The sequence below is a fragment of the Sphingobium sp. YBL2 genome, from assembly GCF_000943805.1.
Taxonomy (GTDB): domain Bacteria; phylum Pseudomonadota; class Alphaproteobacteria; order Sphingomonadales; family Sphingomonadaceae; genus Sphingobium; species Sphingobium fuliginis.
Map to the genome: position 1 here is coordinate 3936253 of NZ_CP010954.1, position 13145 is coordinate 3949397.

Annotated in this window: 16 protein-coding genes; 10 read left to right on the forward strand and 6 right to left on the reverse strand. The window is 63.0% G+C overall.

Annotated elements, in window-relative coordinates; all coding sequences use genetic code 11:
* The first annotated feature begins 2 nt into the window (after positions 1 to 2).
* Together TZ53_RS18095 and TZ53_RS18100 are read left to right on the forward strand one after the other, a co-directional pair.
* Positions 3 to 809, forward strand: a complete 807-nt coding sequence (locus TZ53_RS18095) for an SDR family NAD(P)-dependent oxidoreductase (RefSeq protein WP_044662204.1) — start codon at positions 3 to 5, stop codon at positions 807 to 809.
* A 40-nt stretch (positions 810 to 849) separates the two neighbouring features.
* Positions 850 to 1290 carry a nuclear transport factor 2 family protein gene (locus tag TZ53_RS18100; protein ID WP_082718608.1) on the forward strand — a complete coding sequence of 147 codons (441 nt, stop codon included), beginning with the start codon at positions 850 to 852 and terminating at the stop codon, positions 1288 to 1290.
* Between the two features lie 5 nt (positions 1291 to 1295).
* Here the strand turns inward: TZ53_RS18100 and TZ53_RS18105 are convergent, their stop codons facing one another.
* From TZ53_RS18105 to TZ53_RS18115, 3 genes are read right to left on the reverse strand one after another with little or no spacing between them, the layout of a single operon-like run.
* On the reverse strand, positions 1296 to 1553 hold the full coding sequence (locus TZ53_RS18105; protein ID WP_017183047.1) for a cytochrome C oxidase subunit IV family protein: 258 nt from the start codon (positions 1551 to 1553) through the stop codon (positions 1296 to 1298).
* A gap of 12 nt (positions 1554 to 1565) precedes the next feature.
* A complete protein-coding gene (locus TZ53_RS18110) occupies positions 1566 to 2147 on the reverse strand; it encodes a cytochrome c oxidase subunit 3 (RefSeq protein WP_044662206.1) in 582 nt (193 codons plus the stop codon).
* Entirely contained in the window at positions 2147 to 2848 is a 702-nt protein-coding gene (locus tag TZ53_RS18115) for a hypothetical protein (RefSeq protein ID WP_044662207.1), read from the reverse strand. Before TZ53_RS18115 ends, TZ53_RS18110 begins: the two co-directional genes overlap by 1 nt.
* A 165-nt stretch (positions 2849 to 3013) precedes the next feature.
* Between TZ53_RS18115 and TZ53_RS18120 the strand changes: the two genes are divergently transcribed.
* The 4 genes from TZ53_RS18120 (at position 3014) to TZ53_RS18135 (ending at position 6516) form a co-directional block, all read left to right on the forward strand.
* Complete coding sequence (locus TZ53_RS18120; RefSeq protein WP_044662208.1) at positions 3014 to 3406, forward strand: nuclear transport factor 2 family protein; 393 nt, start codon at positions 3014 to 3016, stop codon at positions 3404 to 3406.
* A complete protein-coding gene (locus TZ53_RS18125; RefSeq protein WP_044662209.1) occupies positions 3403 to 4776 on the forward strand; it encodes a phosphotransferase in 1374 nt (457 codons plus the stop codon). Before TZ53_RS18120 ends, TZ53_RS18125 begins: the two co-directional genes overlap by 4 nt.
* Positions 4777 to 4856: 80 nt before the next feature.
* Positions 4857 to 5699, forward strand: coding sequence for a dehydrogenase/reductase SDR family member 1 (locus TZ53_RS18130; RefSeq protein ID WP_044662210.1), 843 nt, complete (start codon positions 4857 to 4859; stop codon positions 5697 to 5699).
* A 34-nt stretch (positions 5700 to 5733) separates the two neighbouring features.
* Positions 5734 to 6516, forward strand: a complete 783-nt coding sequence (locus tag TZ53_RS18135) for a hypothetical protein (RefSeq protein ID WP_044662211.1) — start codon at positions 5734 to 5736, stop codon at positions 6514 to 6516.
* Positions 6517 to 6520: 4 nt separating this feature from the next.
* Here TZ53_RS18135 and TZ53_RS18140 read toward each other — a convergent pair whose 3' ends face one another.
* Positions 6521 to 7153 (reverse strand): glutathione S-transferase family protein, encoded by a 633-nt coding sequence (locus tag TZ53_RS18140; protein WP_044662212.1) that lies wholly within the window; start codon positions 7151 to 7153, stop codon positions 6521 to 6523.
* Positions 7154 to 7312: 159 nt separating this feature from the next.
* On the opposite strand from TZ53_RS18140, the gene TZ53_RS18145 reads away from it, so the two are divergent.
* Genes TZ53_RS18145 through TZ53_RS18155 form a run of 3 tightly spaced genes read left to right on the forward strand, consistent with a single transcriptional unit; the run spans position 7313 to position 9408 of the window.
* Complete coding sequence (locus TZ53_RS18145; protein WP_235600735.1) at positions 7313 to 8125, forward strand: SDR family NAD(P)-dependent oxidoreductase; 813 nt, start codon at positions 7313 to 7315, stop codon at positions 8123 to 8125.
* Between the two features lie 16 nt (positions 8126 to 8141).
* Entirely contained in the window at positions 8142 to 8522 is a 381-nt protein-coding gene (locus TZ53_RS18150; RefSeq protein ID WP_044662214.1) for a VOC family protein, read from the forward strand.
* A 58-nt stretch (positions 8523 to 8580) separates the two neighbouring features.
* Complete coding sequence (locus tag TZ53_RS18155; RefSeq protein ID WP_044662215.1) at positions 8581 to 9408, forward strand: SDR family NAD(P)-dependent oxidoreductase; 828 nt, start codon at positions 8581 to 8583, stop codon at positions 9406 to 9408.
* Between the two features lie 15 nt (positions 9409 to 9423).
* Here TZ53_RS18155 and TZ53_RS18160 read toward each other — a convergent pair whose 3' ends face one another.
* Entirely contained in the window at positions 9424 to 10518 is a 1095-nt protein-coding gene (locus tag TZ53_RS18160) for a phosphotransferase (protein WP_044662216.1), read from the reverse strand.
* Between the two features lie 139 nt (positions 10519 to 10657).
* Here TZ53_RS18160 and TZ53_RS18165 point away from each other — a divergent pair, with 139 nt between their 5' ends.
* Positions 10658 to 11872 carry an aromatic ring-hydroxylating oxygenase subunit alpha gene (locus TZ53_RS18165; RefSeq protein ID WP_044662217.1) on the forward strand — a complete coding sequence of 405 codons (1215 nt, stop codon included), beginning with the start codon at positions 10658 to 10660 and terminating at the stop codon, positions 11870 to 11872.
* 67 nt (positions 11873 to 11939) lie between these two features.
* Here the strand turns inward: TZ53_RS18165 and TZ53_RS18170 are convergent, their stop codons facing one another.
* Positions 11940 to 13088, reverse strand: a complete 1149-nt coding sequence (locus TZ53_RS18170) for a phosphotransferase (protein WP_044662218.1) — start codon at positions 13086 to 13088, stop codon at positions 11940 to 11942.
* Positions 13089 to 13145 lie beyond the last annotated feature (57 nt).

Here is a 13145-nt window from a genome sequence, read left to right on the forward strand (position 1 = left end):
GAATGACCCGCCTTGCCAACAAGATTTGCATCATCACCGGCAGCGGGAGCGGCATCGGACGCGCCAGCGCGCTGATGTTCGCGCGGGAAGGCGCGACGGTGATCGTAGCGGATATTCGCGCCGAAGCTGCCGAGATGACCGCGCAGGCCGTCGTCGACGCCGGCGGGTCGGCGCGCGCGATGACCGTCGATGTTGGCGAGCAGGCCGATCTGGAACATATGATCGGCCAGACCGTCGCGGATTTCGGCCGCATCGACGTGCTGTTCAACAATGCGCTATACGTCAATCAGGACCACGCCATGCGCGACATGGATTTCCTGGCCTTCGATCCCGACATCTTCCTCGCCAATCTGAGAGTGAATGTATTGGGCGCCGTTCTGGCGAGCAAGCTCGCCATTCCGCACATGCTGGAGCGCGGCGCAGGGTCGATCATCTCCACCTCATCGGGCAGTTCCATGGGCGGGGATATCACAGCCTATAGCTATGGATCGTCCAAAGCTGCGCTCAACTGGTTCGTGCAGGCGATCGCCGCCACCTATGGCAAACGGGGCATCCGCAGCAATGCGATCCTACCCGGTCCGACGCAGACGCCGGCCAAGCTGCAATGGTCCACGCCCGAGATGGACCGGCTGTTTCTGGAGGTGCTCAACACGCCCTTCATCGGCGAACCCGAGGATATTGCCGCCATGGCGCTGTTCCTCGCGTCCGACGAATCCCGCTATGTCAACGGCATGTTGTATCCGGTCGATGGCGGTCAGAGCTGCACCGTGCCGTTCATCAGCGTCACGCGGGCCTTGTCCCCGGGATGAACGGCAAAATCAGGCAGGATGAAATCAGAAAAAGGAGAGGATGATGAGCGTGGAACTGGAACGGAAGGTGCGGGAATTTTGCGATGCCTGGGGCGACGGCCGCGATGCCAGCAGGCCCGATGTCGAAAAGATCCTGTCGATGATGGCGGAGGACGCCGAATGGCAGCTCTGGGTTCCCGGCGGTCCTGTCGTGAAGGGCAAGACGGCATTGCGCGCTGAGATCGAGCGGCAAATGGCCTTCGCCACGAACAACAAGTGCAATGAAGTGAACATCCTCTCCAACGACCGGATGGTGATGCAGGAGCGGTCGGATACCGCCATCATCATGGGACGGCCCTGTCCGCACCAAATGGTCGCCATCTATGAGTTTGACGACGCCGGGCTGATTTCGCGTTGGCGCGAATATCTCGATATGGCTGACCTCACGCGCAAGATGGGCATTGACGAGGCCGCGGCAGGCGGGACGGAAGTGCCGGTCTGATCGCGTCAGGTGCGGAACAGGGCGATAAGGACCAGGCAGGTCAGGATCGCCCAGCTCTGGAATCCCCAGAGCAGCCAGCGCGGCGCGTGCCGCAACTCCATGAACTCGCGGCCGACGAGCAGAACTTTCGTGAAGGCGATGACGAGGATCACGGAGCGAAGCAGAAAGGCATTGCCCAATGCCATCGTTTCGAATGACAGAAAGGTTGCGGCGATCAGCATCGCCCAGACCCATGTGATGCGGCTACGCCAGATCATGGCCATGAAACAGCTTTCCTAGAGCAGGTAGAGGAGGGCGAAGAGGATGATCCAGAGCAGGTCCACCAGATGCCAGAAGGCGCCGCTCCCCTCGATCAGGGCGACGCCCCCCTGCATCTGGCCGGCCCGGTCGAAGCGCGACAAGGTGAAGCACAGCACGCCCAGCCCGATCAGCACATGCACCAGATGGATGCCGGTAAACATATAATAATAGATCGAAAAACTGTTGCTGTTGAGCGTGAAGCCCTGCGCGATCTTGGCCGAATATTCGAACGCCTTGACGATGACGAAGCCGCTGCCGAGAAGGATCGCCCCCAGCAGCAACCGGCGCGCCCTGTCGTCGCCCCGGCGGACCGCCGCGACGGCCTGCGCGACGAACAGGCTGCTGGTCAGCAGCAGCAGCGTGTTGAGCAGGCCAAGGCGCCGGTCGAGCAGCGCCTGCGCGCTTTCGAACAGCGGCAGTTCCTGCTGCCGGGCGAGCGCATAGGTGACGAAGAAGACGGCAAAGACGATGAGGTCGCCGCCGATGAACACCCATACGCCTTCCTCGCCCGGCACATGGCCGCGCGGAGACGAGGCAACCGCTTGCGACGCCGCCATTATTCGCCACCCAGCGCGTCGCGCTTGATCGCGCCGAGCATGGCGACAATCATCAGGTTGAACCAGATGCCGAATACGACGGCGGGCAGCCAGAAAGCCAGGGCGCCGTTCCAGGCGAAAGGTCCGGTCTTGAACAGGCCGATCGCCAGTCCGGGCAGCAGCAGCACGCCGGTCCAGAGGTTCATATAGCCCAGCCAGCGCGGCAGGATGGGTTGCGCGCGGCGATCGCCCAGAATGACGAAGCCGGTCAGCAGATTCTGTACGAAGGCAGGTACGGCCGGCATGACGAACAGCAGAAAGGCGATATCGCTCAGCGTGCTGACGACGGCGTCCGGCCGGTCGAGCCGATAGGCGGCCGCCGTGAAGATCAACCCGGCGAAGAATAGGGTGACGAAGCCGAAGGCCACGACCATCACGAAAGCCCAGGTCAAGGGCGCAATCGGCCCTTCGATCTTCTTCATGAAGGTGGCGATCGCGGCGAGGAAGGGGAAAAACAGCACGGAAGAAGAGGCGATCAGGATGGCGCCCGCCAATATGCCGGTCTGGTGGCTGCGATAATAGGCTGCGACCTCTGCTGCGGGCATGGACGGGTCGAGCGGCGGGAACATGTGCGCGACCGGCCATATGCCAACGAACATCATCGTCCCGGCTATTGCGCCCATATAGGTGCATAGCTTCATCATCATGCTCTTGGTCGTCATGCGCTCTCCCCCTCCACTTTCTTGTACGAGCGAAGATTGTGGAGCGATCGCGCGAGGGCCACCCGCCCATGGATAGGGTTCCTGACGGCGGTTGCGCCTGCACAAGGGCAATAGTCCGCCACGACCGTCGGCGAATTCGGCGGCATAGAAGCATCGGAGAGGGTGATGAGCGATATCGAGGCGAACAAGGCAGTGGCCCGCCGCTATATGCGGGCCGTGGAAGAGGGCGATGTCGAGACGATCGAAGCGCTTCAGCATCCCGATTGCCAGTGGTGGATATTGGGTCATGGCGACATGAGCCGGGCCGACTTCATCGCCAGCGTGAAGGGCGGACTGCTGAGCGCGCAGAAGCGCACGGCCGAGGTGATCGCGATCACCGCCGAAGGGGATCGGGTGGCTGTGGAAGTCCGGGGCGAGATGGTCTTTCCGGACCGGGTCTATCGCAACGACTATCATAATCTGCTGATCATCCGGGACGGGCAGATCGTATCCGGCAAGGAATATATGGACACCCGCGCCGTGGCCGAAGCCTTTTCGGCGGGGGAGGGCGCGCAGTGACGAATGCCGCGCCGCTCAACAATTATGACGATGCCGGGGTCGGCCGAATCACCGCCTTTGTCGAGCAACTGACCGGCGGCAAGGTCGTCGGGCTTGAACGCCTCGTCCGCTGGCGCCCGTCCTGGTTCGTCGATATAGAAAGGGAAGGGACGGTCCGCCGCCTGCACCTGCGCGGCGACCGGGGCGGCGACGTATCGATCTTCCCCGACCTCAAGCGCGAGGCGGACGTTATCGCCGTGCTGCACGGCCAGGGGCTGCCGGTGCCGGAGATTTACGGCTATCTCTCCGATCCGCCCTGCATCGTGATGGAGGCGATCGAAGGGACGCGCGATTTCTCGGCGCTCAATGCCGCGACGAAAAGCGCCATCGGCCGCGTCTATATGGAGGCAGTCGCCGCGATGCATCGGTTGCCGGTCGAACCCTTCATGGCCGTCGGCGTGCACCGGCCCGAGGGCGCCGAGGCGATCGCGCTGGTCGGCCTCGACGCCTATATGCCGCATTATCGGCGGACGAAGAGCCGGCCCGAGCCGTTGCTGGAATTCGTCATCGGCTGGCTGCGCCGCAATGTACCGCGGCACCGCGATCGCGCCAGCTTCATCCAGTTCGATTCGGGCCAATATCTGGTCGATCAGGGGGCGATGACCAAGCTCTATGATTTCGAATTTTCGATGATCGGCGATCCACTGGTCGACATCGCCACCATGGGGATGCGCAACAGCTATGAGCCGCTGGGTGCGCCGCTACCGGAGCTGGTGCGCTATTATGAGGAAGCGACGGGCGAACCGGTCGATCATGACGCGGTGGTTTTCCATGTCCTGCAATTCTCACTGCTCGGCACGATGCAGTTCACAGGGACGGTCGGCAAGCCATGCCCCGGCGATCCGCATTCGGTCTATCTCATGTTCGATCTCGCGCTGCGCCGCTCCATCTTGCTGGCGCTGTCGCACCTGACCGGCGATGCGCTGCCCGAACTGTCGCCGCTGGAACAGCGCACGGGCGACAATGCGCCGCTTCTGGCCAAACTGGTCGATACGCTCGGGGCGTTGCCGGTGACGGGAGAGGCGGCGGAAACGCACAAGGCGCAGGTCGCCGAACTGATAGAATGGGTACGGCGCGCCGATGATCATGGGGCGGACATGGTGGCGCGCAACCTCGCCGATGTGTCCGCCCTGCTCGGCCGCCGCTTCGACCGCTGGGCCGACGCCGCCGAGGCGCTGGAAGCGTATATCCTCGAAGCGGGACCGGAGGAGGACGCCGCGCTCATCGCTCTGCTCGCGACCATCGAGGGTCGGCGGCTGCAACTGTTCGGACCGACCGCGCTGGGCGAGGCCGCCCGCCATGTCGTCCTACCGGCGACGCGCTTCGACTGAAGGGCAGTCGCCCCTCTGCCGTTGGACAGGTCAGGCCCTGTCCCTCGTGGCGATGTCAATATTAAGGATAGGAGCAGGATATGAGCGAAAAGATAGTACTGGTGACAGGCGCGACGCGCGGGCTGGGGCGCGGCATGGCGCGGGGCCTGGCTTCACGCGGTCATGTGGTGGCGATCACGGGACGCGATCAGGCGCAGCTTGCCGCGGTCGTGGAAGAAATCGAACAGTCGGGCGGCAAGGGCATCCCGCTGTTATGCGATCACCGGGATGATGATGCGGTCGAAAGAGCGTTCGCGCAACTGGCCGAGCGGACGGATGGCAGGCTGGACCTGCTCGTCAACAATGCCGCCGCCGTTTACGGGCTCGACCTAGTCGCGCCGGGCGGCTTCTGGGAAAAGCCGCTCAGGTTGGCGGACATGATCACCATCGGCCTGCGCTCCAGCTATGTCGCGGCCTATCATGCGGCGCCGTTGATGGTGACGGCGGGCAGGGGTCTGATCGCCAGCATTTCCTTCTATGGCGCGGTATCCTATTTCCACGGGCCGGCTTATGGCGCGGCCAAGGCGGGGACGGACAAGATGACCGCCGACATGGCTGTCGATCTTGCGCCGCACGGTGTATCCGTCGTGTCTCTCTGGCCGGGCTTCATCCTGACCGACGCCGTGAAGGCCATGCCGTCCGACATGATCCCCGAAGACCTGCGCGCCGCCATGCCCCACTGGGAAACGCCGGAATTTTCAGGCCTTGTCCTCGATCGCTTGGCGCAGGACCCGGACCTTGCCGCCCTTTCGGGCCAGGCGCTGATCGGCGCGGAACTGGGGGAGCGGTACGGCATCAGGGATACGGACGGGAAGCAGCCCCTGTCCTATCGGGCGACGATGGGGGCGCCGACGCCTTTCGCGCCGCCCGTCCGGCAGGGCTGAGAGAACAGAAATCAGGAGAGGGAAGGCAAAAGCGATGATCGATGCCGTGCTGATCGTGCTGACCAAAGCCGTTCCGGGCCGGGAGGCCGATATGGAGGATTGGTACAGCAACATCCATATTCGCGATGCGCTGCGTTTCCGGGGATCGGTCACCGCGCAGCGTTTCCGGCTTGCCGGGGAGCAACCCTGTCCGCCCGAAGGCTTCGACTGGCAATATCTCGCCCTCTACGACGTATTCGATCCGGTGCGCTTCAGTCGCGAGCATCTGGACAATGCGCTGACGTCGCGGATGCAGGTATCGGACGCCATCGATGACAGCCTGCTCTATGACTTTCATTATTATCCGCTGCTCTTTCAGGACAATGATCCGGACGTCGGGCATTCCGGCGGCGTCATCCTGGAGGAACTGAACCCGCCTGCGGACGGCGGCGACCATTTCAGACGATTCTATGCGGAAAGCTATTTTCGTGAAGCGGCCGTTCGACCCGGCGTCAAATCGGCTGCTTTCCTGACCTTTCGCACCTTTGGCCAGATGATCCCGATGACGCCCGACCATCGCTATGTCGCGATCTACAGGATCAACGATCCGGCGGCGGCCCTGGAAGCGTGGCGAGGCGCCGACACCCTGCTGGCGACCAGCGGCCTGCTCCAGCCTGATGGGATACGCATCACTCAATGGGATCGCGCGACACCCCGCCTCACCAAGGACGATGTTCAGCATCCGACCGCCGTCGGCCTGGCGGAGGAGGAGCGCGCCCGCGCGCATATGGGAGATCGGGTACGCACGGGCGGCGCGGAAAAGCTGGCTATGCGCTGATCCGTCAGGCGATCGGGGGATGGTCGACAATGTCGCGCATCCGGCAATAGGCCGGACGCGCCGTCATCCGCCCGACATAGGCGGCGATGTTCTTATGTCCTTCCACGTCGACGGACATGAACAATCGCGTGGTGGTGAAGGGAAAGGTCATCATGATGTCGGCCGCCGTGAACCGGTCGCCCGCCATATAGGGGGCATGCGTCAGCCGGTCGTCGACAAGTTTCAGCAGGCGCGCTGAATGAGCCCGACCTGCGACGCGGGAGGGATGATCCTGCGCGATGCCTGCCCGTTCGGCCATGATCTCCGTCACCAGCGCGGGCATCAGGGAGGATTCGGCGAAATGGAACCAGAAAAGATAGTCAGCATAGTCCGGGTCGCCGGGATTGGCGCGGAGCGCACCGTTCCCCTGCGTCGTGGCGAGATAGTCCATGACCGCCCCGCTTTCGGCGATGCGTTGTCCGTCGGCCTCGATCACTGGCGAAGAACCCAGCGGATGCAAAGCCTTGTAGGCCGGCTCCGCCGCGAGCGTTTCCAGCCGCGCAAAGAAGCGAATGTCGTAGGGACACTCCACTTCCTCCATCAGCCAGACCGCCCGTTCAGAGCGGGACCGGTCGAGTTGAAAGATGGTGACGCTCATGAAGGGCTCTCCGCTTGAGGAGCGTCATAGATGCGCGGCTTATCAATTCCGCCAAACCTATCTTTGTCTAGGTATCGCCGGGCGCCTGCCGTGGCAGCGTCCCGCTGCGGCGGAAGCCCGATGGTGCGGCGCCCATGACGGACAGGAGAGAAGATGCCCATGACGGATTTATCGGGACGGGTCGCTATCGTCACCGGATCGGGGGCCAATATCGGGGAGGCCTGCGCACGGGCCCTGGCAAAGGCCGGTGCGACGGTAATCCTGGCGGATATTGCGGCTGAACGGGCAGAAGCCGTCGCCCGGTCTATTCAGGCGTCGGGCGGGCGGGCGCAGGGGATGGCGCTCGACCTCGCGCAGGAGGACAGCATCACGGCGCTGGTCGCAGATGTGATGCGGCAGCATCAGCGCATCGACATCCTCCACAACAATGCGGCCGACACGCGGCTGGAGCAGATGGCCGCCGATGGCTCGCTTCTCGATCTCGACGCCGCGACCTGGGATCGCGCCTTTCATGTCAATGCGCGGGGCACGATGCTGATGATCAAGGCGGTCGCGCCGCACATGATTGCGGGCGGCGGCGGCTCAATCATCAACACCTCGACCGGGGTGGCGCTGACTGGCGACATCAACAATCCGTCCTATTCCGCGTCCAAGGCGGCCGTGAACGCGCTGACCCGCAATGCGGCGGTGCAGTTCGGCCGGTTCAACATCCGGGTCAACGCGGTCGCGCCGGGCCTCGTGCTCTCCCCGCTGGCCCGGGAGATGATGACCCCTGATCAGATCGCCATGATCCAGCGGCATGTCCTGCTCCCGCGCGAGAGCGTGCCGGAGGATATTGCCGGTGCGGTGCTGTTTCTGGCGTCGGATGGCGCGGCCTTCATAACCGGGCAGGTGATCGGCGTGGATGGCGGGATCGTTCATCACACGCCCTATGTCGCCGATATGCTGGAAGGCATGAGCCGGGCACAGTGAGCGGATAGAGGGCGCGATGGGCATCTTCACGCATGTCTGCCTTGGCAGCAACGACCTGGAAAGATCCGCCCGTTTCTACGATGCGGTGCTTGCGCCGCTGGGGATCGTCAATCTCGGTCCGTTTCTGGATCAGGGCGTCGGCTATGGACGACGGGTGCCCGAATTGCTGATCCTGCGCCCGCTTCAGGGCCCGGCGACATGCGGCAATGGTGCGACCTTGGGATTGAAGGCGCCGGATCGCCGCGCGGTCGATGATTTTCATCGCGCTGGTCTGGCTGCGGGCGGCGAGGATGCCGGGCCGCCGGGGCCCCGCGGCGCCGTGCCCCACGCCTATGGCGCCTATCTGCTGGACCCCGACGGCAACAAGATCTGCGCCTATTGTTTCGATCCGCCCTAGGCGGTTAGGTATCGCTGGTTGGCGCTCAGCGTTTGTCACGTGGATAGAAGGAAGCGAAATGGTGGGATCATTGGATGGTCGCGTAGCGATCGTGACGGGCGCGGCGCAGGGCATCGGCCTGGAGGTGGCGACCGTGCTGGCCGAGAGGGGGGCGACCGTGATCCTTTCCGACATATTGGCGGATCGGGTGGAGGCGGCGGCGGATTCGCTGCGCGGCAAGAATCTCCGTGCCGAAGCGGAGACGTTCGACCTGACCGACGAGGACAGCGTTTCCGCTGCGGTTGCGCGGATCGCCGGCCGGCACGGGCGGATCGACATCCTCCACAATAATGCCGCCTATCAGACGACCGAGCAGCGCGGGCTCGATCGCGATGTCGTCCATCTCGACACCGGCGCTTGGGACAAGGCCTTTGCCGTCAATGCGCGAGGGCCGATGCTGCTGTGCAAACATGCGCTGCCGGTTATGATCGTCGGGGGCGGCGGGTCGCTCATCCATTCCGCGTCCGGTTTCGGCCTGCTGGGGGAAATGACGCTGACGGCCTATGGCGCGTCCAAGGCGGCGCTCATCAACCTCAGCCGCTTCCTCGCGACCCAATATGGCAAGCAGGGCATCCGCTCCAATGTGATCGCCATCGGCTTCGTCCTCAGCGAGACGGCCGTCGAAACGACGCCGCAAGCGGTCAAGGATGTGCTGCTCGACCATCATCTCAACCCGGAGTTGGGCAGCCCGCGCGACATCGCCCATGTCGTCGCCTTCCTGGCGTCGGACGAGTCTCGCTTCATCAACGGCGCGATGATCCCGGTGGACGGCGGCTTTACCGCCCACCAGCCCACGATGGTCGATTTCCAGCGGCTGTTCGCCGCATCGGGGAGCAATCAGTTGTAGTCCGTCAGCGCGCCGTCAAAACAGCGCGTCGACAAGTTTTGCGGTTTCGAGATCCTCATAGGCGGTGGTCAGCCGCAGATGGTTCATGACGTTGATCTCCCAGCCATAATTGACGACAGGGGTCGTCAGCCAGCCGATATAGACGCCCCATATCAGGGTTCGCCGATATTCGGCCCAGGCATCGTCGAAGGCAGGAGGGCGTGCGACGCCTTCCTGCCCCAGGCGATCCAGATAATAGCCCAGAAGATCGCGCTCATGCGCCCGCCGGTCCGCAATGGAAAGGCCGGTGGTCACGATATAGTTGATGTCGTGCATCGCGTAGCCGCGCACCATGAGCTGCCAGTCGAGCAGGCCTGCCGTTCCGTCGGGCAGGCGGTAGCTGTTGCCGAGATGCGTGTCGCCATGCAAGAGCGTCTGGGGCAGGGTTGACTGATGTCGCTGAACCGCTTGCACCCCCGCAAGCAGTTTGTCCGGCGTGGTGCGGAGCCGCTGCACCATTTCCCGTTTGAAATTTTCGGTCTCGACCTCATGCGCAATATAGGCGGGCGCGAGTTCGTTCATCATCGTTGCAACCGCGCCTTCGACATGGGTTTCGACCCAGGCAAGATCCGCGCCGAAGCGGGGCGATTCCCAGAAGCGCGCGTGCAGCCGGGCCAGCTGATCCAGCAAGGCCCGCACATCGTCCGGGCCGGTCCGCATGGTCGTATTGGGGAAGGTCGCGCCGCGCACGGCCAGATCTTCGAGCAACAGCCCGAAATGCGTGGTGGAGGCATTGAAGTCGCCACCGAAACAGCGCGGCGCTTCGATCGCGAGTTCCGGCCGAATGCCCCGGTAGAAGGCCACTTCATTGGCGTAGAAGGGGGCCATGATCTCATCGACCGCCCGGGTCAGCTTGAGCACCAGGCGGTTGGGCAGGTCAGGGGCCGTGTCATCGCTATAATCGACCTCGATCGCCACGCGCCCCGCCGTCGACACCATCTGCTCGCCATAGGTTTTGGCGTCGATGATGCGCATGTCGGTGACGGTTGCGCCCGTGCCCGCCGTGGCCAGTAGCTGGTTGATATAATCGACGGTGATTCCGTCCGTGGATGTGGGATGTTTCAAGGCCATAAGCATACTCATCGGAACAGAGGGCTATCAGCTTGCCTGGACTATGACAGTGATGACCCTATCCAATTGCAGGTTCCTTGAACCGTGATGTGGCCAGTCTGATTGAAACGGAGCCTGCGGGCTTTTACAGGAGAGAGCTATGCGTGAAGCTGCGTTGGAATTGCTCAACCGGACAATGGAGGAGCAGTTGAAGCGATCCGAGCATCCCAGCGATTTTCCGGCCCTTCCTCCGATTCCAGCCGGCCGCTACACCGACCCGCGTTTCGAAGCGCTGGAAAAGGACAGGCTTTGGAATCGCACCTGGCTGCTGGCCGGCATTGCGTCCGACCTCCCCGCGCCCGGTTCCTACCGCCTGTTCCAGCATCTGGACCGCTCGGTCATTCTCTCCCACGGCAAGGACGGTCGAATCCGGGCCTTTCACAATGCCTGCCGGCACCGCGGTTCCCCGCTTCTGCTTGAGCCACAGGGGCGCGCCATGCGCTTCATCTGCCCCTATCACGCCTGGGGCTACGACCTTGAAGGCACCCTCAAATCGGTTCCCAGCCAGCATGATTTCGCTTGTCTCGACAAGGCGGAAAACGGTCTGATCGAAGTGAAGTGCGATACCTATCGCGGCTTCATCTTCATCAATTTCGATGACGACGCTGAGCCGTTGCAGAATTTCCTGGGGGAATTCGTGGCGCTGACGGAAGGATATCCGCTGGAGCGCATGGTGGTGAAGGATCATTTCTTCGTCGAAATGGCGTGCAACTGGAAAATCGCCTATCATAATTTCCTTGAGATCTATCATGTCAACACGGTCCATCCCACGACGCTGGCGCCGCATCTGGATTCGCGCAGTTTCGTGATCGCGCTTTATGAAGGCGGTCATATGCGGTTCGGAACGCGGAAGAAGGGCGGGGAGTCGCTGTTCAAGACCCCGCCGGTCAAACCGGACGACATCGCGCCGGTATTTCTGGAAAATACGGTTGCGCTGCCGACCTTTCCCAACACATTTTTCTCGCTCGATCCGGTGGGATTCAACCTGCAATGCTTCTGGCCGATGGGGTCCGACCGGTCTGTCATGGAAGTGCGCCAGATGGGATGGTCGACCGACAGCGAAGAGGACAAGCTCTACTGGCAGGGGATGCGCGCGGCGACCGAACATATCCTGTCCGAGGATCTGTGCCTGTTCGAAAATATCCAGCAATCGCTGCGCAACGGGACGATCCCTTCGATCTGGGCCGGCTATCAGGAGCGCGCGCTTTACTGGTTCGAGGAGGAAATCGATCGGCGCATCGGGCCGGACCATGTGCCGGCGGACTTGCGCGTTCAGCCGCGCATTGCGTCCTTCATAGCGCCGCGCAGCGCCTGACCGCGCCTAAACGCCGCCGTTAAATCGATGCCCCTGCCGCGGTTCGAGCGCGGCAGGGGCATGATCGTCATTCGCCCAACAATTTCCAGCTGCCCAGATCTTCGCCCGCAGCGAAGAACCGCTCGTTCATCGGCAGGCCGTTCTGGCCCCAATAGTCCATGTTCGCCACCCAAGCCTGGATGCCGTACATCACCCAGCGCGGCACCTGTTCCTTCCAGATGGTGTCGAGGTCGATGACATTGGTCGCGCCTTCCCGGATCAGGCAGTCGCGGTAATGGGCGATCAGGTCGCGATGATTTTGGCGACGCTCCTCGATCGTCAGCGATCCGATGGTGAAATAGGTAAGGTCGCGCCATGGCCGCCCGCGCCGGCCCAGTTGCCAGTCGACCCACATGCGCTCGCCATTGGGCAGGATGTAAGTGTTGCCCTGATGGCAGTCGCCCAGGATGATGCAATAGGGCGCGTCGAAGGCGCGCTCGAAGGCGACCAGCCGGTCATAGGCGCGCTCGACCCTGCGCGCGTCGTCCAGATAATGTCTGGGTGCGATGGCGCGGAAATTGGGGTCTTTCAAATTTTCTTCGATCCAGTGCCACATGATGCGGACCTGGTCATAATCGACCGGCACCGCCATGGATGTCGGCAGCCAGGGTGCCGCTTCGGGCGTGATCAACGGGCTTTCCCACAGGCCCGCATGCAGCTTTGCCAAATCCGCCAGCGCGGTCGCGACCCCGTCGACACCGGCATGCTGGGTCGAGTGGCCGAACGTGCCGCCCCGGTCGATAAGGTCTTCCAGCACGATGACGCCGCGCGCCGAGCCGTCATCGTCCCAGTCGGCATAATAGCATGTGGCCGTATTGGCTGTGAGTTTGTCCGTCAGGAAATGATAGAAGCGCGCTTCGAGCGCATGGATGTCGACATCGTCGAACATGCCCGACCAGTTGGATTTGATGCACAGATTGCGCGGCAAGCCGGCGGCCCGCCCGGCCTCGTTCCAGTCCACCACGATGCGCAATTTGGTCGTGTGGCTGTCGAACAGCTGCACGACCTCCATCGATTGCGCGACGACGCCCGGATATTTGTTGGCCAGCAACGATCCCAGCCATGCGGCGTCGGGCGTGAAGCGACCGTGGGGCAGGGGCGCGGTGCGGGCGGGATAGGGGCGGGGGACAAGATGCCGATCGATGACGGCAAGGGGGGCGACGGCAGGCTCGCTCATGCATTATCCTCTCTCTTTTTTGGACTGCGCCGCCGCTCTGCATCGGTGCAGTCATCC